We start from the raw sequence: 24,063 nt of genomic DNA, 5'->3' as shown, positions 1-24,063 counted from the left end.
TTTTATTTATGACAGACGATCTTGTAATTGAGGTTAAGGAACTATGCAAGAGCTATGGAAAACTTGAGGCTTTAAAAGGGCTCTCTTTTGGTTTGAAAAGAGGATCAGTTCTTGGAGTTACCGGTGCAAACGGTGCGGGTAAAACAACACTTTTTGATATTCTTGCAACTCTTGATTTAAACTTTAAAGGAGAGGTGAAGATTGCGGGTTTCCAGGTAAAAAGAGATTATCAAAGGATAAGAAAACTGATTGGATATGTTCCGGGAAGTTTCTCTCTCTATCCGGATTTGACTTTGACGGAGAATATCTCCTTTTTTGCAAAGATGTATGGCTCCTCTCCGGGATTACATACTGAGTCCCCTTTCTGGGAGTCATTAATGGATTTTGCCGATAAAAGAGCCGACACACTATCGGGAGGAATGAAACAGAAACTGGCAATAATTTGTGCTATGGTTCACTCTCCGGAGATACTTTTTCTTGACGAACCAACTACAGGTATTGATTCAGACTCAAGAGCTGCAATATTTAGTGAACTTAGAAAGCTAAAAGAGAGAGGAACAACGGTTATTGTCAGCACTCATTATTATGAAGAGTTTGATTATGTGGACTCCTTGTTGGTACTCCACGAGGGAAGGCAGCTGAATTATTGTACAATGGATGAGATCCGGGAAAGGTTCCGCGGAGATGGTATTTATGAAAAATTTCTTGAAGAATGTCTGATCCAATCATAAAGACTGTTGATTTGTGTTATAAGTACGGCAAATTCATGGCTGTAAACAATCTCTCTGTTGAGATTATGGGGGGAGAGGTGGTCTCTTTAACCGGAGCAAATGGTGCGGGAAAAACCACCTTTATTAAAATGTTAAGTGGAATACTTACTCCGTATTCAGGAGAGATGTTTATTGGAGCTGATAAAAGCTATATGAGCCAAAGCTCTGCACTGCTGGCAAATATGACTGCCAGAGAAAATTATAATTTTTATGGTGTAATAAATGGTTTGTCAAAAGCAGAAATTGAGGAGAAATTCGCTCTCTCCTCTGATTTACTGGGATTGGGTCAGTTTCAAAACAAAAGGGTAGAGGAGCTTACTTCCGGCTGGAGACAGCTGCTGTCGTTTTCCATTGCAATTATGAGAAATCCTGGAGTTCTTCTGCTTGATGAACCTACAGCAGGTGTTGATACCCTGACAAGGGGTAAAATATGGGGGTGCATCAGGAGGTTATCCGATTGCGGAACAACTGTACTGGTAACTTCCCATTATGCTTCAGAATCTGCTATGTGTCACAGGAATATTAATATTTTCAGACCTGAGCAATGTTAAAACTGAAAAGAATAATTCATATTGCCGGTAAAGAATTTATCTCAATTTACAGGGATAAATTAAGTATGACTATATTGATTTTTTTGCCACTCATAATTGTTGGGATTCTGGGTAATGTTTTAAGGTTTGAACTGAATGATGTAAAATTTGCTGTTTTTGACAAAAGTGGCTCTTCTCTCTTTATTTCTTTGATTCAAGAGCTTGATAAAACCAAAGAGTTCTCGTTTAATGGCAATCTTAATCACCAAAATGAGATTATTCCGGCCTTTATTAGTGAAGACCTAAAGTTTGTATTATTTGTTCCTGAGAATTTTGAAAGAGGAGGAGAGGTAAATGTATTTCTTAATGGCTCTGATCTTTTGATGTCTGAGGCTGTAATGCAAAGATTATCTGCCCATTTTGCGGAACCCCTCCCTTTTGAATATTCGTTTATATATAATGAGGAGTTAAAGAGTGAGATAGAAATCTTGCCGGGACTTGTTATGATTGCTTTAATTATTGTAGCCTCAATTATGTTAAGTATGAGTGTAAACAGGGAGAGGGAGAGGGGAACAGCAAGGCTGCTTATTATAACTCCGGCGGGGATGAATGAGATAATTGCCGGAAAATCAATCCCATATCTGATTGTCTCAATTGTTCACGGATTCTCTGTATACCTTCTCTCTCTTTTTATGTTTAGGATAGAAATTAACCAGGGAGTTTTTAACTTCTTTCTTTTAACAGTACTCTTCTCTGTGGCTACAATGATGACAGGCCTCTTCATCGCTGCATTAGTTAAGAATGAACTGGAGCTCCTTATAGGATGCTGGTTATTTATATTCATTCCAAATGTCTTTTTTTCCGGATTTATATTCCCTTTGCAATCAATGGAGAGTATAATTACCCCTGTTGCATCAATTATGCCGGGAAGATTGTTTATTGAAGGTTATAAAGGGGTGGTTTTCAGACTTACCTCTATTGATGTAAATGCAAAATATTTTATAATACTGGCATTTCAATCATTGTTCTTTTATGCTGTATCCGTTTACCTTTTAAAAAGGAATTTTTTTAGAAAATGAGACTTCTTATCGCTACAATAAAAAAGGAGTTTTTACAACTCATACGAAACAGGGTTCTTCTGTTTCTGGTTCTTGTTTGCCCGATTGTTGTGCTGGGATTAATTCCTCTTTCATTTGATGGTGAGTACCGTTTAAGAGCCGGATTTTGTGATATCAATAATCAGATGCAAAGCGATACTGTTGCAGAGAGGGTTGCTTCAAGTTTTATGTTTGACAGGACTATTTTTTATGATAATATTGAGAGTGCGGAAGATGCTATTGAGAGAGGAGAGCTTGATATGATTTTAGTGAGTTCGGATGAAGGTTATAATTTGATTTTAGACGGGACTTTCCCCAGAAGGGCTATGACCTCTCTCTATGCTATGTCTTATGAGATGATGCAGGATAAAAGTCCGGGAGTTGTCTATCAAACGCTTTTTAATTCAGGAAGAATGTATAAACATTACTATCTGATTTCTCTGGTAGTATTGGTTATTACAATTTTGGGTGCAGCTCTGTTAACTCTTAATATTGTAAACGAAAGAGAGTCCGGCGTCGAGGAGCAGTTCAAAGCTACTCTTATGGAGAGAAAGATCTATTTGCTGGGTAAATTCGTATTCTTTACCATATTCTGCCTTGCAGAGATTATTATCTGTTATCTCTTTTGTTTTTTTGTCTATGATCTTCCGCTAAAAGGGGACATTGTACCGCTCTTTTTAGTATCGATTCTTTTTGTTTTTGATCTTCTTGCAATGGCAATGTTTATTGCCTCTTTTTCAAAAACGCAGCTCAGAGCGGTCTATATTCTCACAATCACCCTTGTACTGCTTATTATGCTTAGTACCATGTTTTCTCATTTAAGTTCAATGCCGGCCTGGGCCGCTGCCACCAGATTTATAAATCCACTGTGGTATGGAGTTGAGAGTTCCAGAAAAGTTATACTTATGGGTGCTACACTTTTTGAAATACAGGGATTAATTACAGGGATGATATTGGTCTCATTTATTCTGCTTCTGTCTCAAGTCACCATATACAGATTAGAGAGATAATTGCAATTGAGAGTATAAACACTCGAATGTTAATATAGATAGCTCTCTTAATGTCAGATTTGTTAATTTCTCTGTCATTTATTCCAATAAATGGTTTGTCCACTAATATGTCATTATAATAACTCCCCCCTCCAAATCTGCAGTTTAATGTTCCGGCGAGTGCTGCCTCAGGGTATCCGGAGTTGGGACTTGCATGGGCTTTACCAAATTTATAAATGAATTCAAATGATCGTTTACTGGCAGAGCAAATAGCTATCATTAAGGCTGTCAGCCTGGAAGGGACAAAGTTTGCTATGTCATCTAAAATAGCAGAAGCTTTCCCAAAATCGATATATCTTTCGTTTTTATATCCTACCATAGAGTCAAGAGTATTCACCATTTTATAAGCCATCATAAGAGGGACTCCGCCGATTGCGAAATAAAAGAGGGGGGCAACTACACCATCGCTCAGATTCTCTGAGAGTGTTTCAAGTACTGCAATTCTCATTTTTTGTGGTGATAATTGCTTTGTGTCTCTTCCAACTATTGTTGCCAACTGTTTTCTGGCATTTTCTGTTTCCCCTTTATCAATAAATCTCTCAACTTTAAGCCCCTCCTCTATCAGAGATTTGTTGCCAAGTCCAAAAAAAACGAATATTGAGGTGATTATAATTGAAATAACAGGATAGGGCTCCAGAGTCAGAATGGTGAGATAAATAATGATCCACACTGCAGAAACAAGCATAAGAGTCATGATTAACCCTTTGTAGAACCGCATAACTCCTCTGTTAAGAGCTTTGTCTAACCACCCAATAGTAACTCCGAATAATCGGACAGGGTGTGGAAGCCATATTGGATCTCCCAAAATAGTATCAAGAACTGCACCCGATACCAGTGTCAGAATCAAAATAAAATCAGGGTTGTTTAAAGACATCTATAATACCTCCCTTATTGCTTTTATAAGTTCTATATTGTTCCTCCTATCCTGAGCGGCTATTCTGAAGTGGCTGGTAGATAGACCTCTGAAATTTGACGCATCTCTTATCAATATTCCACAATTCTCAATTAACCTCTTCTTAAGTATATGCGAAGTTATTTTACTGGAATAAGCCAGAAAGAAGTTGCACTTTGATGGCGTAACTACTATTCCTTCGATACCAGATAAACTTTTTTGCAAAAGGAGAGACTCCTCACAGAGCTCGTTTATATCGGGCATAAGATTTATATAATTGTCAATAATAAATGAGCCTGCCTTTAATGCAAGAGAGTTTACGCTCCAGGGAGGCCGATTATTTTCCATACTATTGATAATCTCCTTTTGTGCAATTATGTACCCCAGTCTAAGTCCGGGTATTCCAAAAGATTTAGTTAGTGACCGGATAATAATCAGATTATCCGGGATTCCATCCTCTCCGGAAAACACAACCTTTTCATTGCATAATTCTATATATGCCTCGTCTAGAACAAACAATGTTTTTGGGTATTTCCGGCAAAGCCGATATATTGCCTCGGGAGGGGTTATCCATCCATCCGGGTTATTAGGATTACCTATCCAGAAAGTATCAAAGCCGGAAAGTTCCTCTGATTCAATTTTATGATAGTGGATATATTCAATTTTATGACAATAACACCGGCAAGCATCCTCGTACTCGGCAAAAGAGGGAATACAGATTGCTGAATGTGAGGCTGCTGTTAAATGAGCAACTATATAAAATGCCTCTGCAGAGCCATTTGTTATCAGGATAGTATGGGGTGATAGGTTATTATGTATTGCAATCTTCTCCTTTAGTTCTGTAGCCTCAGGATCCGGGTAGTTTCCAAGGCAGGAAATCTCCTCTTTTATATGATTAAAAATGGCAGCAGACTTATTATTGAAGGCAATATTTGAACTAAAATCTATTTTTATTGGAGTTTTTATTTCGTAGGGATTGTTGCCGTGTCCTTTTATCATTTTCTCAAAGTATCATATATGTAACTTATATTGGAATTATCCCGGAACCACTTTGCAAGTTTATTATAGTTATCCTCTTTTGATTCCCTCTTTTCCATGGTTGCGGGATTCTTAATATTTAAGTCGTCTAGAATAAGAGAGACGATAGATGGATTGTCGAATATTCCATGAATGTATGTTCCCCATGTCTTTGAATTAAGATAGTATCCATCTGCCTCTCCTGTGTCAAGAGTAGCGAATGGGTTATCCGTGGATGTCTCCCCGGAGTGTATCTCATATCCATCACCGCAGCCATTTGAATTTATCAGGGTAAAACTGCAGCGACGGCTTCTTTTTCCTGGTAAGAGTGTTGTTTCAACCGGGAAGATTCCCAGCCCCGGGGCCGCTTCAATATCTCCCTCAATGTGGTTGGGGTCATATATCCATTTACCCATAATCTGGAATCCGCCGCATATTCCGTATATTGATTTACCTGCTTTGTGACGCCTTAGTAATGAACCTGCAAGCGAACTTTTTCTAAGATTGTTGAGATCCTCAATTGTGTTCTTTGAGCCGGGGATAATTACAATATCAGCCTCTTCAATAACAGCCGGATCTCTTGTGTAAACCAGATTGATATTACTTAATTGTTCAAGAGGTCCAAAATCAGTGAAATTTGACATATGCCTGAGATGTACGACAGCTATAGTAACCTTGTCCGTATCTATTTTTGCCACTCTTCTTTCCAGAATAACTGAGTCCTCCTGATCAATCTCAATATCGTCAAACCACGGCAGAACGCCCACTACCGGAATACCGGTGAGCTCCTCTATCATTCTGCTTCCCTCCTTAAAAAGGTTAATATCCCCTCTGAATTTATTTATTATTATCCCTTTGATCAAAGTGCGTTCCTCTTGAGGCAGTAGCATAATTGAACCATATACACTTGCGAATACTCCACCTCTGTCAATATCTGCAACAAGATATACGGCAGCTTTGCTGTAAAGCGCCATTCTCATATTTACTATGTCCCGGCTTTTAAGATTTAATTCTGAAATACTCCCTGCTCCCTCAAGTACAATTGGATTATATGTATTGGCAAGGTTGTCGTAAGCTTTTGTCACCGTTTTAAACAACTCCTCTCCGCCGGCCCCGGAAAAATATTCTGCAGCATTTTTATTTCCGGAAGGTTTTCCGTTTAGTACAACCTGCGAGCAGGTATGGCTTGTAGGCTTTAAAAGTATTGGATTCATATCTGCAGTGCATTCAATACCGCAGGCCTCTGCCTGGACAGCCTGAGCTCTGCCAATTTCCAGCTGGTCTTTTGTGGCATAACTGTTAAGCGACATATTCTGTGCTTTAAATGGGGCAGGTGAGTATCCATCCTGAAGAAGGATTCTGCAAAACGCTGTGTTTATTATTGATTTACCAACATCAGAACCTGTTCCAGCGAACATTATGGGTCTTAATCTCTCTATTTTCATATAAGTTCAAATTCTCTGTTTTCAATTTTAACAATTTGGCCATATGCAATATCTACAGTAAAAATTTCCTCCTCTGGGAGAATATCCATAGCAGCAAGGAATGAGCGAATCACCCCTGAATGGGTAACTATTACAGTAGATTTTGCATCAAGAGGAATCTCCTCTGCAAATAATTTTACCCGTTTACAGAGGTCCCTGAAAGACTCTCCACCCGGGCATCTTACATTTAGGTAATCTGCAAACCATCTCTTCCCATCCTCTCTGAGAAATATCTCATTCCATGATAGTCCCTCCCAATCGCCAAAATCCATCTCTGCAATTCTATTATCACAGATTACTTTTTTTCCTATGGTATGGGCCAGTTGTTTGCATCTCCTTAGAGGGCTGGAGTATATTTTACCAACAGGCACTCCCTCCATCTTCCTTCTGATAATAGATGCCTGTTCATCAAAGCATCCGGCTGTTGTCAGATCAAGTCTGCCGTAGCATATACCCTCCTCAGCAACCGTTTTAGTGTGTCTTATAAGGTAAATTATCCCTTTTACATCCATTATGTCAATAAATTTATTGAGGCTGCAAGAGTCAGGTAAAAAAGCAGTTCACTTAACTGTTGAAGTGCGCCAAGGGTGTCTCCTGTAAAACCGCCGGTCCTTTTATGAAGGTATCTTCTGAATGATATAAACATTATTGTGAAGAAAACCAGGTAGGCAACAGAAAAAATTGGATTGAACAGAAGCAGAGGAAGCAGAGCAATCAGAGTTGCAATAACAGTTGTTGTTTTATCTGTTTTGTGTCTGGTATGGTCAGCTTTACTTTTTTCATCTCTTGCATACACAGATGTGTTTACAAGGTAAACAGGACCTATCCTGCTGATAGCTTGTGCGCTAATAAAAGCAGTAATAAAGAGTTGATGGGGGAATGAGCATAGAACCAAAAATTTTAAAATAATGTTTGATACTGTGCCAATAACCCCATAAACCCCAATTGTACTCTCCTTCATTATCCTTAAGATGCTATCCCTGTCTGCACCTCCGCCATATCCATCCAGAAAATCTGCCAGTCCATCCTCGTGCATTGCTCCTGTTGTAATAATAAGGGTAATGAATGCAGCCATTACTGCCACAGGGTGTGTGAAAACATACGAAGCCAAAAAGTAGACAAATATCCCGGAAGATCCTGCAATTACTCCTGCTAAAGGAAAGTAACGGAAGGATTTTGTAAGAGCCTCCCTGGAGAAATCTACCTTAAACGGGACAGGAATACGGGTATAGAAGAGTAGTGCATTAAACAGCAGGTTTAGCTCTTTTTTCATAACTCGTCAAATCCGGCCATTTCATTGAGAAAATGCAGAGCAGACTTAATCAGAGGGTAAGCTATAGCAGCTCCCGTTCCCTCTCCCAGCCTCAAGCCAAGGTTCAACAAAGGCTCGGCCTTAAGATGCTGCAGCATTAATGCATGTCCTTTCTCTCCGGATGTATGGCAAAAAATGGTGTTTTCATATACCCCGGGATCCATTTTTATAGCAGTCAGAAATGCTGAGGTTGCGATAAATCCATCTGCAAGAATCAACATATTAAGTCTTTTTGCCTCAAGAATTGCCCCGCACATCATCGCAATCTCCAATCCCCCAAATGTGGATAATATTTCTTCAACTCCCGGAGGGTTATATTTTTTAGATACTTTAGAAAGTGTTTCAAGTTTCTTTTTAACCCCTTCTTCATCGTGTCCGGCCCCTCTTCCCACACATTGTTCCAGGGGGTAACCGCCCAGTTTATGAAGCAGCAGCGATGCCGATGATGTATTTCCAATGCCCATTTCTCCAAATCCAATTACATTGCATCCATTTTCAAACTCTGATCGGGTAAACTCCCTCCCTCTCTTTATTGCTTCCCGGCACAACTCAACACTCATCGCCGGCTCTTTTAGCATATTATTGGTACCTCTGGCTAGTTTTGCATCAATAATACCAGCCCCTTCCGGGAAGTCATAATCAACCCCGGAGTCAATTACCTTCAGGCCAATTCCGTGTTGTTTTGTAAAGACATTTATACCTGCACCCCCCCGGGTAAAATTCATTACCATCTGATGGGTAATCTCTTTTGGGAAGGGGCTAACACCCTCTTCTGAAATACCATGATCCGCCGCAAAGACCAGAATTACAGGATTTTTTAGTTCAGGATTTACTCTACCCTGAATCATCCCAATTTTAAATGCAATCTCCTCAAGTCGCCCTAACGATCCTAATGGTTTTGTACGGCTATTAATTTTTTCAATTATCTCTTTTTCCATGAAATATCTTTTAGAATTTGGTCAATTATTTTTGATTGTTACAGGGACTCCGGAAATCATTAAAATGACTTTGTCCGCACTTTTTGCAATATGCTGATTCATCCATCCCTGAAGATCCGTAAAATCTCTGCTGCACTTGTCGGCTCCATGCAGAGACATTCCAATTTCATTGCTAACCACAATTAGCGTGGATTCCTGAGAAGTGAACTTATTCCACTCCCTTTTTGCCTCTTCAAGCGAAAGTTCAGCATTAAAGTTGTTGTCGCTGTATATATTTGTCAGCCAAAGTGTAATGCAGTCCAGCAGAATGGCCTCTCCCTCCATTTTTACATCTCCAATCCTCTTCTCAACTTCAATTGTTTGCCACATCTCTCCTCTGTCCCGCTGATGTCTCTCGATCCTTTGTTTAAATTCATCATCCCAGATTCTGGCTGTGGCAAGATAACAGGGACGGGCGGAGTAACTCTCCGCCAATCCCTGTGCAAAACTGCTTTTACCGGACCTTTGGCCTCCGGTAATAAAGATTATCTCTCTCATTTCTCAGAATCTTACACTTATGTTACCCATTACAGACCTGCCCGGCATATTGTAACCATCTTTCTCTGTGTAATTTTCATCAAGAAGATTGGATGCTGTAATTCCTACTCTGAATTTACCGCCTATTGTGTAATATGCATAAGCGTCAAAAATCAAACTGGAAGGGTGTCTTAAAATTTGATCACTCTCTGTATATCCACCTTTGGTATAATAGTGCACAGACTTAATATCTGGCCTGAGATTGTCCCATGTCATCCAGTCATTTTCTAGTCTGTGGCCGGAGTACCTGCTGTTTATACCTGCTTCAAAGCCTTTGTAGTTGTCATAAACTATCCCAAAATTTGCTGTAACATCTCTTGTATAAAGGGTCTGTTTTGTTATGACATCCTCAAATGTGTTATTAATAAACCATGTCAGCCCTCCGTAAAACTCAAGTCTGGAGCCTTTTGTCCACAGAGATGCAATATTTGACGAAGCCATAAACTCTATCCCGCTCATATTTCCGTTTGAGGCATTTTTATAAGTAGTAACATCTTTTTGACTGTTATCATTAACAATCTTATTCTGGTAAAAATTTTGGAAATATGTTACATCAACATTTAGCAGAGGTGCTTTCCCTAAGTTGATACCAAAGTCAAATGAAGAGGTACTTTCAGGTTTAAGATCAGGGTTTCCTACATATTTCTTCTTGCCAATCATATATACACCGGCGCTTTTATAAGCATCAGGAACATAAAAAGCACTTCCAAAGCTCCCCTTGATTATCATCCAGGGTAGAGCCTCAAATTTGACTCCCAATGATGGATTGAAATTATTGTAATTTGAGTTCTTCTTTTCACTTCCCAGCAACTTATTTTCCCGGAGGATATATGTGATGTTGTTGAATCGTCCTCCTGCGCTGACAAACAGCTTGTTATAGGAGTATGCCAGTTGTGTGAAAAGAGAGAGTGAGCCTCTGGAATGGTCTGGTCTGTATGGGTTTGCAGGAGTGATTTTTGATGAGAATCTTTCAGATTTGACATCATACAAATCATAATCAAGACCCGCGAGCCATTTGAATCTACCCCAGGTGTGAGTATTGCCAATCTTTATTCCAGATTGTCTTATCTGTTCTTTTGAATTAATGAAGGCCTCATTGTCATTATTGTTATAGTTTGATTCGTTCTGGATACTTGAGTAGGGAGAGACCAGCAGAAGGTTATTCTTCTCTGAATAGCTTATCTCTCCATAGTTTGAGAATCTGGTAATCTCTTTTTTTGATTTCCCGTAACTATGCCAGTAGTTTCCGGGAGTCTCAATATCATTTGATAGCATCAATGATGAAAATATACCAGCCTTAACCTTATTATTAATGTTGTATTCAATTTTTCCATTAAACTGACTTATCCGGAATTTTGAATTCTCCATAATATCTCCATATGATTTTTTGTCCAGGATATTCTTTTCGGTCTCAGTAATCCCCAGAATGTTTTTTGAACCAATCTGGTAATCTGCTGTTTGTTCCATTCTGCTGTATGAAATTGAGAGGAGCAGCTTGTCAGTTACGCCTCCGCTTGCATATCCGCTGAAATGAGTTTGACCAAAATTACCTGCTCCAACAGATGCTCCACCCTGAGCCTCTTTTGCCGGTTTTTTAGAAATGATATTAATTACCCCTCCCATTGCATCGGATCCATACATAACAGAGTATGGCCCTTTAACAATCTCCACCTTTTCAATAAAATCGGAGGGAATTGTGGCAAGATTATTTGTGCCGGCGGGCAGGCCGTCAATTAGAATAAGAGTGTAGTTTCTTGAGTGTGCTGTTGCAGGAAACCCTCTGAGTCCTACTGTTGTCATTGCACCCGGGTATTGAATAATATCCAGATTTGTCCTTCTCTTCAGAATTTCACCAAGATTTTCATTAGGGCTTTTATTTATTATGGATTTATCTAAAATCTCCACCTTCTGGGGAATGCTTTTAAGAGGAAGTTGCATTCTAGAGGCTGTGACCACAGCCTTTTCAATTTCATAATTTTTTGTAGTATCAATTGGCTCTGCTTGTGCGAATGCACCAAGGGGAAGGAGCATAATTACAGCTCCTGTAAATGTTTTAAAATTCATTATTGTAAAAAAGTTATTAGTTAAACGTTTATGCTTAACCATAAACTCTCGAGTGCCTTTTTTCCCGAAAGCGATGGTTCTTGGCGACAGGTCTTCCGGCTTGTCTTGCTTCTGACGCCTTCCCATCCTATAGGACAGTGGCTTATGTGCTTCAGAAGTATTAAATGACATACGGCTGCGGGTACAGCTCCGGCTTTTCTATACAATAAGATTACCGGATTCCATTGTGTCGACATTTTTTGATTTAAGGCTTTTTGTTAAATTGTCATAGGCAGTTAGTTTTTAAGTGGTTTGTATTATTGAACTCTTTTATGGTGAAATGACCCGAGTCATCTCTTTCTAAAATTGTAATTGAACAGTTATCAATTTTTTCAGAATTGACTAAATCACACTTCTCACTATTTTCAATAAGTGAGAGTATCAGGATTCTTAATGTTATTCCATGACTGACAATTAAAACATTGCTGGACAGAGGAGACCTCTTTAGTAATCTTACAATAAAGCTTACACGATTTTTAAGCTCCTCTTCGCTCTCCATATTTTCCATCAGATCAGGAGTAATTGAAAAGTCAGAAAAATGTCTTCCCTGAAGTTTTCCATAATTTCTCTCTCTGAGGGAGGGCTCTTTATCTATATAGATATCTCTTCCGGTTAAAATAATCTCTGCAGTCTCAATCGCTCTTTTTAAATCACTGGAAATGCAGAGATCAATATTTGTGTTTTTTAACTCTCCGGCCGTAAGCCAGGCCTGTAATACTCCAAGCTCGCTCAGCCTCCCTTCGGTTTGCCCCTGACAGATTCCCTCTCTGTTCTCTATTGTTTCTCCATGTCTAACCAGTACTACTTTCATGATATCCCCCTCCCGGAAAACTTTTCTGATACTTGAAATATTGCCGGTTTGCCTGATACAGGATTCCTGCTCTCAACAACTACAGAACTATACGCAAGCTCAATGTTCGTGTATGTAAGCACCTCTTCCGGACTCCCCTGTATAATTATTTTACCCTCTTTTATAAGTGAAAGGTGGTCACAGTACTCTCCTGCCAGATTAAGGTCGTGTATTATCATAATTACAGTGAGCCTCTCCTCCTCATTTAACCGCTGAAGAAGATTCATGATTTTTGACTGGAACTTGATATCAAGATGGGAAGTGGGTTCATCTAAAAGCATAAGTCCCGGTTTTTGATTAAGTGCGCATGCTATAGCAGTCATCTGCTGTTCTCCTCCGCTGATCTCTGTCACCCTCTTCTTCCTGAGGTGAAATATCCCTGTCTGTTCAAGGCTCTCTTTAGTTATTTCAATATCCTCTTTTGACTCTGAATATTGAAAGAGCCTCTGGTACGGCATTCGTCCCATAAGAACATACTCCTCTACCGTTATGGGACTTTTTTCAATAAACTGTGGAACAAGAGCGACCCTCCTTGCCCTCTCTTTAAGTGAGAGTTTTGATAAACTAATACCATCAAGGAGAATTTCTCCTCCTGAAAGATTTAACTCGCCTGAGAGTCCTTTGAAAAGGGTACTTTTTCCGGATCCGTTACATCCAATAACACCTGCAAAACATCCCCTTTTCAATACTAAATTGACAGGTTCAAGTTTAAATCCACCCATATACCCACAGGTGAGGTTCTTAATTATCAAGTACTCTTTTTTATCCATATGAGTGCAATAAATGTTATACCACCAAAAATACCTGTTATAACTCCTATAGGGAGCTCGTTTGGAAAGACCAGTGTTCTCGCAAGCATATCACAGAGGAGCATAAATACACTTCCGGACAAAAATGAGATAATAAGAAGAGTTCTGTAATTTGTGCCTGCTATTAGCCTGGAAATGTGAGGAATGACAAGCCCTACAAATCCTATCACACCGGAAACTGCAATTGCGCTTCCTGTCAGCAGTGATGTTATCAGGAAGAGAATACATATTGTCAATTTTGTGTTAACTCCAAGAGATCTTGCTGCTGATTCTCCCAGCCTTAATGCATTTAGAGGAGATACAAAGAGGTATGACAAGAGGAGGCCCAAAATTGATATAGTCAGCATTCCATAAACCATAAACGGATCTGATTCATTAAGAGAGCCCATTGTCCAGAAGACTATCCCGTGGATGTTCTCAACAGCAGTGATTGACATCAGGAACATAACAGCAGAGGCTGAGATAAAGCTTATCATAACTCCTGTAAGAAGCATTTTTGTAATATTTATACCCTCTCTCCTGTAGCTAAGAAAGTATACCAGAAAAATTGTCACAAGTGCTCCGGAAAAGCCGGCAAGAGGTAATGATACTATGCCGGTTGCGTTAATACCTGTGACGATAACAATCGTTATACCCAGAGATGCCCCTCCGGAAATACCCAGTGTATATGGTTCAACTAAGGGATTCCGGTAGACTCCCTGAAGTATTGTACCTGACAATCCTAATGCTCCTCCGGTTGCAATTGCAAGAAGCGTTCTGGGAATTCTTATATTGTGAAGAACCTCATAATAAACAGATCCTTCATTATTAATAAAATGAAGAAGTTCATTAAATGAAATATTTATTTCCCCGGTCCCCAGGGATAGAAGGGATGCAAAAAACAATAAAGCAATAAGGAGAGCAATTTTTCCTGTTTTAATACTCAATGCCTTTACGGCTTGTAATTCCATTATCGTAAGGGTGTTTTATTTTCTTAATGAAACTAACATAGTCTGCCATCTCAATCATATTATCAGTTGCGGATCTGCCTGTTATTACCAGTTCAAGCCCCTCCGGCTTCTCCTTAATAAATGAGATTAACTCCTCCTCATTAAGATATTTGTCTCTTACTGATATTATTATTTCGTCAAGTATAAGCAGGTCATATTTCTCTTTGGAGATCAAATTTGATATATGATTAAGCCCATTCCTGACCTCATTTGAGAGTTCTTCAGAATCTATGCTTTGGTCCAGGTGGGGATGACCCTTGGCAAAATTCAGAACAGTTGCCCCCAGTTTTTTCAAACTATCCATTTCTGTATATCCATAAAGCTCAGGGCGTTTATGGAATGATACATAACAAACTTTCATTCCTCCACCTAGCGCTCTGGAAGCCAATCCAATTGCAGAGGTGGTTTTGCCCTTTCCATCTCCGGTATAAACATGAATTAATCCCTTTGTCTTCATTTCTCTGATATGTATTTATTAATAATTTCCAGTGTCTCTGCGAAAGTCACAGGAGTTGGCTGACATGCCTGTTCAGATTCCAGTATAAATATTTTATTTTTTCGTACAGCTTTTAAATTCCTAAAGCCTCTCCACACACTCTCCTCGTTTTTTCCAACAATCCCCATAGTGACTATAAAAATGTAGTCAGGGTCTCTTGCTACAACAAACTCTCTTCCTATGGTTCCACTTTCCAGGTCACAAGCAATGTTTTCTCCATATGAAAATTTAATATAATCATCCATAAATGTGTGTGGTATTACAGTATAGATGGGTGCAGCTCCAATCTGAATAAAAAATCTATCCCTCTTTCCAGATGCCCTCATTTTTGTGTAAACTGAATTGACTCTCTCTCTGGAATTTTTGATTATTTGATTTGCTTCATGCTCTTTGCCGGTTAATTTTCCGATTGCTGCAAACTGGGTACAAATCTCTTCATATGACTTAGGTGTTGAGAGAATTTCTACCTTTATCCCAAGCCTTCTAAGGGTATTAATATCTCTTTCAGAAATCATCCCGGATGCAAGGACAAGATCTGGTTTTAATGCTGCTATTTTTTCCAGATTTGGTTTGATTGCAGAAGAGACAATTTCTACTCCATCTTTTTTTGCAATATGACAATAACTGGTACAACCAACGAGAGCCTCCCGGGCTCCTAAATAGTATATGCTTTGTGTAACAGATGGGGTAAGAGAGATAATTCTTCTGAAATTTTCCGCTGATAGCTTAATGCCCGGCAACAACAACAATAGTATAGCAATTATTGAGATTATCTTTTTGAAAAGAGGTCCGTCATAAGCCATAGTATGATACTCTCCCTTTTCGCCGCATGGATCAGCACCTTCAATTGTCTGAATCTTTTGGATGAACTCGTTATTAATATCCATCCCTTTAAGCGGCAAAAACTCTTCCTCTTCTCTGGTCCCGGTAACTCTTGCTTTGTATCCTAAATTACAGAACTCCCGGACTGCAGATAATGTATTCATTCCCCATAATGGGAAAAGAGCGGTAATATTACTCTCCTTACAGATCCTCTCAATCCAGGCCCTGTGCTCCTCCAGAAATATATCTCCAAAGACTCCTGCATAAATCCCTTCTGACTTGCATCTGTCAATTATTCTCTTAAGATGGTGTTCGTATCCCATAGCGGTAACCTCCTCATAGAGCAGTGGGATATCCAGGGAGTCAGATTGCATATCAAATACATCTTTACCAAATCTGTGATGTTTTGAAATCCCGGATTCTTCTGTTTGAAAGTGGACAAGATAGCAGGCCTTATTTTGAGGATTGCTTAAAAAATGATGTAGTGCAAGAGTACAATCTTTGCCACCACTCCAGGAGATAAAGGCTCTCATAGAGACTGAATGTTTAAACAGGAATAAGGGTGCAATAAAAAAGATTGCCCGTAAAAACTTTATTCCCGAAGTTTTACAAATAATATTTTTTATGGCAGGTCTTCCGGCTTGTTCAGTTTTTCGAGACCTTCCCAAGTACTCTCAGGTGATATTTCCTGATTCTCTCAGTGGTCAAAGAGTTCGAAAAACATAAAATGAACTTACGGCTACGGGTATAGCTCAGGATTTAAACCTGATTCCCATTTTAAAGTTTCATTTGCAGTAAGCAAATAAATACTACCATTTCACTGCAAATGTATGAATATTATTTTTGAAATTCCTGTATATTTGAAGAAGATTGACAAACCAATTGAGACTCAAACAAATTATAAGTTTTGTAGTTGTTCCGGTGCTGGCACTGCTCCTGCTCTTTTTTGGAGATATTGACCCGGAAAACCCAAAGGTGACCGCCACACTGGCTGTCGCAATTCTTATGGCAACATGGTGGATAACCGAGGCTCTCCCTCTTGCCGTAACCTCTCTGTTGCCTGTTGCGCTCTTCCCCATCCTGGGGATTATGGATGGCAAGGCTGTGTCGGCAACATATTTTAATGATACAATATTCCTCTTTATGGGAGGTTTTCTGGTGGCTCTGGCTATGGAGAGGTGGGAGCTTCACAAAAGAATAGCTTATAAGATTCTGTGTATAACAGGTGTTAGTCCGTCAAGAATCCTTCTGGGGTTTATGGCAGCCTCTTTTTTCCTCTCTATGTGGATCTCTAATACAGCAACTGCAATGATGATGCTGCCCATTGCAATGGCAATAATATTTCAGCTGGATAAACTTATGGAGGGGAGAGGTTCCGGCCGCTTTTCAATTGCTATTCTGCTTGGAGTTGCATACAGCTCCTCAGTTGGCGGAGTGGCTACACTCGTAGGGACACCTCCTAACCTCTCATTCGCCAGGATATTTCATATTTATTTTCCTGAACTTCCGGAGGTCTCTTTTTACAAATGGTTAATTTTTGCCCTTCCCTTGGCTCTCTCAATTGCTGCTTTTATCTGGATCTATCTCTATTTCGTTTTCCGTCCTGCTAAGGGAGAATGGAGGGAGGTAGAGAGAGATATTTTTCATATAAAGTTAAAGGAGATGGGGAGTACCACAAGAGAACAAAAAATTGTATTTGTAATATTTTCTCTGCTTGCTTTATTATGGATTTTCAGAGCCGATATTGAATTGGGAGGGTTTACCCTGCCCGGGTGGTCGGGAATTTTCCCTGATTCAAAATATATTAACGATGGTACTGTTGCAATCTTTATGGCCATAATACTGTTTATTATTCCCGCTGGAAAAGGGGGGCACTCATCTACAGGAAAAAGGGGTATGATTATGGACTGGAAGAGTGCCGTAAAATTGCCATGGAGTATTCTTCTTCTTTTTGGAGGAGGGTTTGCTCTGGCCACAGGGTTTAAAGAGAGTGGACTCTCTCTGTGGGTTGGGAGCCATTTTGCCGGAGTAGCCTCATTACACCCTTTTATTGTGATCCTAGTCATTAGTCTGATTATGACTTTCCTGACGGAGCTTACATCCAACACAGCTACAACAGAGATGATGCTGCCCATTCTGGCCGGTATAGCTGTGACAACCGGTTTAAACCCTTTAATGCTTATGATTCCTGCAACAATATCGGCCTCCATGGCATTTATGATGCCTGTGGCAACTCCTCCAAATGCAATAATATTCGGGACCGGCAGAGTGTCGGTAAAGACAATGGCAAAAACCGGACTTATGATAAATCTTATAGGTGCCTTACTAATTACCCTTTTTGTTTATCTGGGATCAATGTTTAATTGAGTTATATTTGTAAATAATCATTAAAACAAAGAATTATGAAAAAGATCTTTACAATAATAGTATTAACTGTTTTTACTGCAATTCTGGCGGGAAGCTGCAGCAAGGTTCTCATTACAGGAAGAAATCAGGTTCTGCTGTATGATCAGGGACAGATAACATCACTCTCAAATCAGGCCTATATTGATTTGATGGCAAAATCCACAATTTCTTCAGACCAGAGAAATGTAAGAATGGTTAAAGAGGTTGGCGAGAGAATTACCGGAGCAGTTGCAAACTACCTTAAACAGAATGGCCTGGAGAGAGAGCTTGAAGGAATCAGGTGGCAGTTTGATGTTGTCAAAAGCGATCAGGTGAATGCATTCTGTCTGCCTAATGGTAATATCGTATTCTACGAAGGAATCTTGAAAATTACCAATACTCCTGATTTGGTTGCAGTTGTAATGGGTCACGAAATTGCACATGCCCTGGCAAAACACGGCAATGAGAGAATGAGCCAGGAGGCACTTGTAGGTGTTGCAGGCCAGGCTCTGTCACAATTTGTGGGAACAGAGAGTCAGAAAACCCAGGCAATATTTGGTCTTGCCTTTAATGTTGGAAGTCAGTTAGGTGTTCTCCTCCCATACTCAAGAAAGCATGAATATGAAGCGGACAGACTTGGTCTTATAATTATGGCTATGGCCGGATATGATGTTAATGTGGCTCCCGGGTTCTGGCAAAAGATGAGTCAGGGAGGGAGCAATATGCCTGAATTTTTTAGTACTCACCCTTCAGATGAAAGGAGAATTCAAAACATAATGGCAGTAATACCTGAAGCGCTTAAGTATTCTCCTGCAAAATAGACAAGAACCATAATATCTTTTGACTATATTTGTGCCAATAATATAGATTAAACTAATTTAGTAAATATGTACAGGACACACACTTGCGGGGAGTTGCGTATTTCTCACGCGGGACAGGAGGTTACTCTGGCCGGATGGGTTCAGAGAATTAGAAAAATGGGAGGGATGAGTTTCATTGACCTTCGTGACAGATATGGTATTACTCAACTGGTTGTTGATGACAGTGTGAGTCATAATCTTAACCTTGAGGCAGAAAAGCTTGGTCGGGAGTATGTTATTCAGGCTAAAGGTGTCGTTGCCGAGAGGAGTGCAAAGAATAGTAAAATTTCAACAGGTGATATAGAGATTAAGATAACTGAGATAGTTGTTCTTAATAGTTCGGTAACTCCTCCTTTTACAATTGAGGATGAAACCGATGGAGGAGAGGAGATTCGTGCAAAATTCAGATATCTGGATCTTCGCAGAAATCCGCTGAAAAGGGCACTTGAGCTAAGACACAAAATGGGCCAGGAGACTCGCAAGTATCTGGATAGTATAGGATTTATGGAGATAGAGACTCCGGTTCTTATCAAGTCTACCCCTGAGGGGGCCAGAGATTTTGTAGTCCCTTCAAGGATGAATCCGGGCGAATTCTATGCTCTCCCGCAAAGCCCGCAGACATTTAAGCAGCTGCTTATGGTTGCAGGCTACGACAGATATTTTCAGATTGTCCGTTGTTTCAGAGATGAAGACCTTCGTGCAGACCGTCAGCCGGAATTTACTCAGATTGACTGTGAGATGGCCTTTGTTGAGAGAGAAGATATTCTTAACACATTTGAAGGGCTTATTAAATCCCTTTTTAAAAATGTACTTGGTCGTGAGATGGAGGGCGATTTTCCAAGAATGGCTTATGCAGACGCAATGAAATTCTACGGCTCAGATAAACCCGATATCCGCTTTGGTATGAGGATTGCCGAGCTAAAACATCTTACCGGCGGGAAAAATTTTGTGGTCTTTGATGAGGCCGAATATGTAGGCGGTATTGCAGTAGAGGGCGGAGCAGCATATACTCGTAAACAGCTTGATGAAATTACCGAATGGGTTAAGCGTCCTCAGGTGGGTGCTAAGGGGCTTGTATATATTCGCGTTGCCGAGGATGGCATTAAGTCTTCAGTTGACAAATTTTATACCCCTGAAGAGCTTAAGGTTTTCGCAGAAGCTGCCGGAGCAAAAACCGGAGATGTTGTACTTATTCTTGCCGGAGCAAAGAAAAAGACTCAGGAGGCCTTAGGAACACTGAGAATAGAGATGGGTAACAGACTCGGCTTAAGAAAGAGCAGTGAGTATGCTCCTCTTTGGGTTTACGACTTCCCGCTTCTTGAGTGGGACGAAGAGACACAGCGTTTTTATGCTATGCACCATCCATTTACCTCTCCTAAACCGGAGGATATGGAGAAGTTCTACAGCAGTGACAGGAGTCAGATTGCTGAGGTGGCCGCGAATGCTTACGACTTTGTCCTAAACGGGACTGAGATAGGAGGCGGGTCAATCCGGATACACGACTCGGCAGTACAGAAAAGGATGTTTGAAGTTCTTGGCTTTACTGATGAAGAGGCAGATTACAAATTCAGCTTCATTATTAATGCATTTAAATACGGGGCTCCTCCTCACGGTGGGATTGCTTTTGGATTTGACCGTTTCTGCGCGCTCTTTGGAGGGCAGGAGACCATTCGTGACTTCATCGCATTCCCTAAGAACAATGCAGGCAGGGATATGATGCTTGATGCTCCGGGAAAGATTGACCAGTCTCAGATGGATGAATTATTTCTTAAGAGCACACTCACTAAACAGAACTGATAATGAATATACAACAGCTTGAGTATATTGTAGCAGTAGATCAGCACCGTCACTTTGCAAGGGCGGCAAAGCACTGCGGAGTATCTCAGCCCACACTCTCAATGATGATTCAGAAACTTGAGGATGAGATAGGGGTTGAGATCTTTGATCGCTCCCGCACGCCTGTTGGCGTTAATAAAATTGGGGAGATGATAATTACTCAGGCTCGTGTTGTTCTCTACAATATTAAACAGTTCAGGGAGATTGCAGATTCATCAAGAGAGAGTCTGCAGGGAGATCTGGAGATGTCAATTATTCCAACAGTTGCCCCTTATCTTCTTCCAAAGCTTTTTGGTGAGTTCAGAAGAAGGCTCCCTTCATTAAGGTGCAAGGTCTCTGAAATGAAAACATCTGTCATTATTGAAAAATTAAAGAGTGCGGAGATTGAACTTGCAATTGTTGCCACGCCACTTTCAGACCCGGATATACTGGAGGTTCCCCTTTATTACGAGCGCTTTCTTGCCTATATATCACCATCAGATGAACTCTACTCAAAGGAGTTTATAAATGCTTCTGAGCTGGATTACTCACGAATGTGGATTCTTGAAGAGGGGCACTGTTTCCGTGACCAGATTCTGAATATCTGTCACAGAAATCTAAACTCGTATCAGCAGTATGAGGCAGGCAGCATAGAGACTCTGATAAATGTTGTAGATGAAAACGGCGGGTTTACAATTTTCCCGGAGCTTCACCTGCCGATGCTCTCTCCGGAGCAGCAGAAAAATGTAAGACCTTTCTCAGGAGAAGAGCCCAGAAGAGAGATATCTATGGTATTCAGAATGGATTTCGTAAAAGAGAAACTTTTAAACTCGATAGTAGCGGCTATTAAAAGTATCATCCCTCAAAATATGATTGACCCCCGTCTGGCAAAGATGAGGGTAAAACTTTAAACGGAATTATAAATTTTCTTTATGGGTCTATTACTTACCTATCTTTTTCTTGCGCTTGGAGTTTCATTTCTTTGCTCTGTAATGGAGGCTGTACTTCTGTCAACACCTGTCTCATTTATCAATATGAAGGAGAATCAGGGTGTTAAATCTGCAGCTGTATTTAAGAAAATTAAGCAGAATATTGACCGGCCCATCTCTGCAATCCTAACTCTGAACACCATCGCTCATACCGTAGGTGCAGCCGGAGTGGGTGCCCAGGCAACAGCAATCTTTGGAGATGCATATTTTGGGGTAATCTCTGCTGTTCTGACACTTCTTATTCTGATATTTTCAGAAATCCTTCCAAAGACACTGGGGGCATACTACTGGAAACAACTCTCAATGAGTTCAGGACATATTATACAGTGGATGATATATCTGACCTATCCATTTGTTATTGCCTCTGAATTTATGACAAAGCTAATATCGAGCAGTTCCAGGGAGGAGGCAACGGTCAGCCGTGAGGAGGTAAGTGCAATGGTAGATATTGGAACAGAGGAGGGCACCTTTGCAACTACAGAGAACAGGATTATACAGAATCTTATTAAGCTGAGGAGCGTCAAAGCTGAGGATGTAATGACACCCAGGGTTGTGGTTGCCACTGCTCCGGAGGAGATGAAGATGAGTGACTTTCCTCTTAACAAGCACTATCTTCACTTCTCAAGAATCCCTGTCTACTCGGGGAATATGGAGAATATCACCGGTTTTGTTTACAGACAGGATGTGTTTGAAAATCTGGCAAATGACAGGTTTGACTTAACATTGGGTCAAATCCGTAAGCCAATACTGGTGGCTCCCAATATGCAGCCGCTAACGGTTTTATGGGAGAGGCTTCTTGCTGAAAAGACACATATATCCCTTATAGTGGACGAGTACGGAGGGTTTGAAGGGATAGTTACCCTGGAGGATATAATTGAGACCATTCTGGGTCTTGAAATAATGGATGAGAGGGATGTTGCCGCAGATATGCAGCAATATGCCCGTGAGAGATGGAAGGAGAGGGTTGAAAAATACAAACACCTCTAGCCTTCCGGTTCAAGGATTTACTCCAGCTCCTTTAACAGATTTTTTGCCAGTTTACGGAATGCAACAGTATCAGGACGGCTCTCATCTGAAAGAGCGACAGGTTCTCCAATATCTCCGCTCTCCCTTATGCTTTGAACGATAGGAATCTGCCCCAGCAATGGGATATCAAATTTAAGAGCCATTCTCTTTCCCCCCTCTTTTCCAAATATATAATACTTATTATCAGGGAGCTCTTCCGGTGTAAACCAGGCCATATTCTCTACAAGTCCCAGAATCGGCTTATTAATATCTTTCTGACGGAACATATTTACCCCCTTTTCAACATCTGCAAGGGCAACTGCCTGGGGTGTGCTAACTATAATTGCACCTGACAGAGGAATGTCGTGGACAAGCGAAATATGGATGTCACCGGTTCCTGGAGGAAGGTCAATCAGAAGAAAATCAAGTTCTCCCCATTTTACCTGAAGAATCATCTGTTTAAGAGCGTTGCTTGCCATAGGGCCTCTCCATATAAGCGGCTGGGCCGGTGGAGAAAAATATCCTATTGACATCCATTTAATACCATATTTTTCAATAGGAATAATCATATCCTTACCACTGGAATCGTCCACAAGCGGCTTCTCAAACTCGGTGTCTGTCATCTTAGGTACCGAAGGGCCATATACATCGGCGTCAGTAAGTCCCACTCTGTAACCCTCTTTAGCGAGGGCAACAGCTAGATTGACTGCAACTGTTGATTTTCCCACTCCCCCTTTACCTGACGCTATTGCAATAATATGTCCCACATTTGCAATTGCCTCCTGACCAAGTTCAAGATTGAGCCGTTTCTGAATTTTCCGCTCCCGTACCAACTCCATGATAGATATTTTGAAGTCCAGATCCGGATACTCTCTCTTTATCTCCTCTTCGCAGCTCTTTTTAATAGATGATGCCAGCGGATCAGGCGAAGGAAAAACAAGTTTAAACCTTACTCTTCCCTCTTCAATCTTTATATCCTCAATCATCTCAAGCGTTATAAGATCTTTGTCCTTAACCGGATGTATCACTCTTGCCAGAGCTTTCTCTATTCTGTTCTTATCCATTTGTTATTACTTGCTTAATATTTTATAACAACAAAGATACATGCAGTTTGGTTTATTTCTCAAGTATGCTGTTGCATTCTTCTGTTGCATTCATCCGCTGCCACTCAGGAACTTTTCCTCCTCATTCGCTTCGTTCGCTGTGGCTGAGGTTCCTTCGTGGCTCGGTTGATTCAGGAAGGGACATGGCAGATAAACCGGCCGGGAACCGGTG

At 40.5% G+C, this 24,063-nt stretch carries 23 protein-coding genes and 2 riboswitches; of the genes, 9 read left to right on the top strand and 14 right to left on the bottom strand.

The window, feature by feature from the left end; translation table 11 throughout:
* The first annotated feature begins 8 nt into the window (after positions 1–8).
* Genes U5907_06480 through U5907_06465 form a run of 4 tightly spaced genes read left to right on the top strand, consistent with a single transcriptional unit; the run spans position 9 to position 3,407 of the window.
* Positions 9–731 (top strand): ABC transporter ATP-binding protein, encoded by a 723-nt coding sequence (locus tag U5907_06480; protein ID WRQ32228.1) that lies wholly within the window; start codon positions 9–11, stop codon positions 729–731.
* On the top strand, positions 713–1,321 hold the full coding sequence (locus U5907_06475; GenBank protein ID WRQ32227.1) for an ABC transporter ATP-binding protein: 609 nt from the start codon (positions 713–715) through the stop codon (positions 1,319–1,321). The genes U5907_06480 and U5907_06475 overlap by 19 nt, the downstream gene beginning before the upstream one ends.
* Complete coding sequence (locus U5907_06470) at positions 1,315–2,379, top strand: ABC transporter permease (protein ID WRQ32226.1); 1,065 nt, start codon at positions 1,315–1,317, stop codon at positions 2,377–2,379. Before U5907_06475 ends, U5907_06470 begins: the two co-directional genes overlap by 7 nt.
* Positions 2,376–3,407 carry an ABC transporter permease gene (locus U5907_06465; GenBank protein WRQ32225.1) on the top strand — a complete coding sequence of 344 codons (1,032 nt, stop codon included), beginning with the start codon at positions 2,376–2,378 and terminating at the stop codon, positions 3,405–3,407. Before U5907_06470 ends, U5907_06465 begins: the two co-directional genes overlap by 4 nt.
* Here the strand turns inward: U5907_06465 and cbiB are convergent.
* From cbiB to U5907_06400, 13 genes are all read right to left on the bottom strand, one after another.
* Positions 3,382–4,320 (bottom strand): adenosylcobinamide-phosphate synthase CbiB, encoded by a 939-nt coding sequence (gene cbiB / locus U5907_06460; GenBank protein WRQ32224.1) that lies wholly within the window; start codon positions 4,318–4,320, stop codon positions 3,382–3,384. The genes U5907_06465 and cbiB overlap by 26 nt on opposite strands.
* Positions 4,321–5,337, bottom strand: coding sequence for an aminotransferase class I/II-fold pyridoxal phosphate-dependent enzyme (locus U5907_06455; GenBank protein WRQ32223.1), 1,017 nt, complete (start codon positions 5,335–5,337; stop codon positions 4,321–4,323). It abuts the gene before it with no gap.
* Positions 5,334–6,800, bottom strand: a complete 1,467-nt coding sequence (locus U5907_06450) for a cobyric acid synthase (protein ID WRQ32222.1) — start codon at positions 6,798–6,800, stop codon at positions 5,334–5,336. Before U5907_06450 ends, U5907_06455 begins: the two co-directional genes overlap by 4 nt.
* Entirely contained in the window at positions 6,797–7,351 is a 555-nt protein-coding gene (gene cobC, locus U5907_06445; GenBank protein ID WRQ32221.1) for an alpha-ribazole phosphatase, read from the bottom strand. The genes U5907_06450 and cobC overlap by 4 nt, the downstream gene beginning before the upstream one ends.
* Positions 7,351–8,112 carry an adenosylcobinamide-GDP ribazoletransferase gene (locus U5907_06440; protein ID WRQ32220.1) on the bottom strand — a complete coding sequence of 254 codons (762 nt, stop codon included), beginning with the start codon at positions 8,110–8,112 and terminating at the stop codon, positions 7,351–7,353. The genes cobC and U5907_06440 overlap by 1 nt, the downstream gene beginning before the upstream one ends.
* On the bottom strand, positions 8,109–9,089 hold the full coding sequence (gene cobT / locus U5907_06435) for a nicotinate-nucleotide--dimethylbenzimidazole phosphoribosyltransferase (protein ID WRQ32219.1): 981 nt from the start codon (positions 9,087–9,089) through the stop codon (positions 8,109–8,111). Before cobT ends, U5907_06440 begins: the two co-directional genes overlap by 4 nt.
* A 21-nt stretch (positions 9,090–9,110) precedes the next feature.
* Positions 9,111–9,626: a bifunctional adenosylcobinamide kinase/adenosylcobinamide-phosphate guanylyltransferase gene (locus U5907_06430; protein WRQ32218.1), complete on the bottom strand. Its 516-nt coding sequence runs from the start codon at positions 9,624–9,626 to the stop codon at positions 9,111–9,113.
* Positions 9,627–9,629: 3 nt separating this feature from the next.
* Positions 9,630–11,729, bottom strand: coding sequence for a TonB-dependent receptor (locus U5907_06425; protein ID WRQ32217.1), 2,100 nt, complete (start codon positions 11,727–11,729; stop codon positions 9,630–9,632).
* A 67-nt stretch (positions 11,730–11,796) separates the two neighbouring features.
* Positions 11,797–12,011: riboswitch (cobalamin riboswitch) on the bottom strand.
* On the bottom strand, positions 11,995–12,579 hold the full coding sequence (locus U5907_06420; GenBank protein WRQ32216.1) for a histidine phosphatase family protein: 585 nt from the start codon (positions 12,577–12,579) through the stop codon (positions 11,995–11,997). (Overlaps the previous riboswitch by 17 nt.)
* Positions 12,576–13,388, bottom strand: a complete 813-nt coding sequence (locus U5907_06415; protein ID WRQ32215.1) for an ABC transporter ATP-binding protein — start codon at positions 13,386–13,388, stop codon at positions 12,576–12,578. Before U5907_06415 ends, U5907_06420 begins: the two co-directional genes overlap by 4 nt.
* Entirely contained in the window at positions 13,367–14,377 is a 1,011-nt protein-coding gene (locus tag U5907_06410; protein WRQ32214.1) for an iron ABC transporter permease, read from the bottom strand. The genes U5907_06415 and U5907_06410 overlap by 22 nt, the downstream gene beginning before the upstream one ends.
* Positions 14,343–14,873, bottom strand: a complete 531-nt coding sequence (locus U5907_06405; protein WRQ32213.1) for a cob(I)yrinic acid a,c-diamide adenosyltransferase — start codon at positions 14,871–14,873, stop codon at positions 14,343–14,345. The genes U5907_06410 and U5907_06405 overlap by 35 nt, the downstream gene beginning before the upstream one ends.
* The gene (locus tag U5907_06400) at positions 14,870–16,267 is read right to left on the bottom strand and encodes a diphthine--ammonia ligase (GenBank protein ID WRQ32212.1); all 1,398 of its coding nucleotides are present in this window, start codon (positions 16,265–16,267) and stop codon (positions 14,870–14,872) included. Before U5907_06400 ends, U5907_06405 begins: the two co-directional genes overlap by 4 nt.
* A 75-nt stretch (positions 16,268–16,342) precedes the next feature.
* Positions 16,343–16,566: riboswitch (cobalamin riboswitch) on the bottom strand.
* Positions 16,567–16,616: 50 nt separating this feature from the next.
* On the opposite strand from U5907_06400, the gene U5907_06395 reads away from it, so the two are divergent.
* The 5 genes from U5907_06395 (at position 16,617) to U5907_06375 (ending at position 22,770) form a co-directional block, all read left to right on the top strand.
* On the top strand, positions 16,617–18,101 hold the full coding sequence (locus U5907_06395; GenBank protein ID WRQ32211.1) for an SLC13 family permease: 1,485 nt from the start codon (positions 16,617–16,619) through the stop codon (positions 18,099–18,101).
* A 35-nt stretch (positions 18,102–18,136) separates the two neighbouring features.
* Complete coding sequence (locus U5907_06390) at positions 18,137–18,940, top strand: M48 family metallopeptidase (GenBank protein WRQ32210.1); 804 nt, start codon at positions 18,137–18,139, stop codon at positions 18,938–18,940.
* 66 nt (positions 18,941–19,006) lie between these two features.
* Positions 19,007–20,776 carry an aspartate--tRNA ligase gene (aspS, locus tag U5907_06385; GenBank protein ID WRQ32209.1) on the top strand — a complete coding sequence of 590 codons (1,770 nt, stop codon included), beginning with the start codon at positions 19,007–19,009 and terminating at the stop codon, positions 20,774–20,776.
* A gap of 2 nt (positions 20,777–20,778) precedes the next feature.
* Entirely contained in the window at positions 20,779–21,705 is a 927-nt protein-coding gene (locus U5907_06380) for a LysR substrate-binding domain-containing protein (protein WRQ32208.1), read from the top strand.
* 21 nt (positions 21,706–21,726) lie between these two features.
* Positions 21,727–22,770 carry a CNNM domain-containing protein gene (locus U5907_06375; protein WRQ32207.1) on the top strand — a complete coding sequence of 348 codons (1,044 nt, stop codon included), beginning with the start codon at positions 21,727–21,729 and terminating at the stop codon, positions 22,768–22,770.
* Positions 22,771–22,787: 17 nt separating this feature from the next.
* Here U5907_06375 and U5907_06370 read toward each other — a convergent pair whose 3' ends face one another.
* A complete protein-coding gene (locus tag U5907_06370) occupies positions 22,788–23,852 on the bottom strand; it encodes an Mrp/NBP35 family ATP-binding protein (GenBank protein ID WRQ32206.1) in 1,065 nt (354 codons plus the stop codon).
* Positions 23,853–24,063 lie beyond the last annotated feature (211 nt).

This window comes from Bacteroidales bacterium MB20-C3-3, assembly GCA_035609245.1.
Lineage (GTDB): Bacteria > Bacteroidota > Bacteroidia > Bacteroidales > UBA932 > Bact-08.
The sequence above is the reverse complement of the archived record's forward strand: the minus strand, read 5'-3'. Positions and strand labels throughout refer to the sequence as shown.

What these genes read in the sequence shown, in the direction of transcription:
- U5907_06390 (WRQ32210.1), top strand. Translation starts at nt 18,137, where the DNA reads ATGAAAAAGATCTTTACAATAATAGTATTAACTGTTTTTACTGCAATT.
- aspS (WRQ32209.1), top strand. Translation starts at nt 19,007, where the DNA reads ATGTACAGGACACACACTTGCGGGGAGTTGCGTATTTCTCACGCGGGA.
- U5907_06480 (WRQ32228.1), top strand. Translation starts at nt 9, where the DNA reads ATGACAGACGATCTTGTAATTGAGGTTAAGGAACTATGCAAGAGCTAT.
- U5907_06455 (WRQ32223.1), bottom strand. Translation starts at nt 5,337, where the DNA reads ATGATAAAAGGACACGGCAACAATCCCTACGAAATAAAAACTCCAATA.
- U5907_06370 (WRQ32206.1), bottom strand. Translation starts at nt 23,852, where the DNA reads ATGGATAAGAACAGAATAGAGAAAGCTCTGGCAAGAGTGATACATCCG.
- U5907_06420 (WRQ32216.1), bottom strand. Translation starts at nt 12,579, where the DNA reads ATGAAAGTAGTACTGGTTAGACATGGAGAAACAATAGAGAACAGAGAG.
- U5907_06410 (WRQ32214.1), bottom strand. Translation starts at nt 14,377, where the DNA reads ATGGAATTACAAGCCGTAAAGGCATTGAGTATTAAAACAGGAAAAATT.
- U5907_06405 (WRQ32213.1), bottom strand. Translation starts at nt 14,873, where the DNA reads ATGAAGACAAAGGGATTAATTCATGTTTATACCGGAGATGGAAAGGGC.
- U5907_06415 (WRQ32215.1), bottom strand. Translation starts at nt 13,388, where the DNA reads ATGGATAAAAAAGAGTACTTGATAATTAAGAACCTCACCTGTGGGTAT.
- cobC (WRQ32221.1), bottom strand. Translation starts at nt 7,351, where the DNA reads ATGGATGTAAAAGGGATAATTTACCTTATAAGACACACTAAAACGGTT.
- cobT (WRQ32219.1), bottom strand. Translation starts at nt 9,089, where the DNA reads ATGGAAAAAGAGATAATTGAAAAAATTAATAGCCGTACAAAACCATTA.
- U5907_06375 (WRQ32207.1), top strand. Translation starts at nt 21,727, where the DNA reads ATGGGTCTATTACTTACCTATCTTTTTCTTGCGCTTGGAGTTTCATTT.
- U5907_06400 (WRQ32212.1), bottom strand. Translation starts at nt 16,267, where the DNA reads ATGAGAGCCTTTATCTCCTGGAGTGGTGGCAAAGATTGTACTCTTGCA.
- U5907_06425 (WRQ32217.1), bottom strand. Translation starts at nt 11,729, where the DNA reads ATGAATTTTAAAACATTTACAGGAGCTGTAATTATGCTCCTTCCCCTT.
- cbiB (WRQ32224.1), bottom strand. Translation starts at nt 4,320, where the DNA reads ATGTCTTTAAACAACCCTGATTTTATTTTGATTCTGACACTGGTATCG.
- U5907_06465 (WRQ32225.1), top strand. Translation starts at nt 2,376, where the DNA reads ATGAGACTTCTTATCGCTACAATAAAAAAGGAGTTTTTACAACTCATA.
- U5907_06470 (WRQ32226.1), top strand. Translation starts at nt 1,315, where the DNA reads ATGTTAAAACTGAAAAGAATAATTCATATTGCCGGTAAAGAATTTATC.
- U5907_06440 (WRQ32220.1), bottom strand. Translation starts at nt 8,112, where the DNA reads ATGAAAAAAGAGCTAAACCTGCTGTTTAATGCACTACTCTTCTATACC.
- U5907_06450 (WRQ32222.1), bottom strand. Translation starts at nt 6,800, where the DNA reads ATGAAAATAGAGAGATTAAGACCCATAATGTTCGCTGGAACAGGTTCT.
- U5907_06475 (WRQ32227.1), top strand. Translation starts at nt 713, where the DNA reads ATGTCTGATCCAATCATAAAGACTGTTGATTTGTGTTATAAGTACGGC.
- U5907_06430 (WRQ32218.1), bottom strand. Translation starts at nt 9,626, where the DNA reads ATGAGAGAGATAATCTTTATTACCGGAGGCCAAAGGTCCGGTAAAAGC.
- U5907_06380 (WRQ32208.1), top strand. Translation starts at nt 20,779, where the DNA reads ATGAATATACAACAGCTTGAGTATATTGTAGCAGTAGATCAGCACCGT.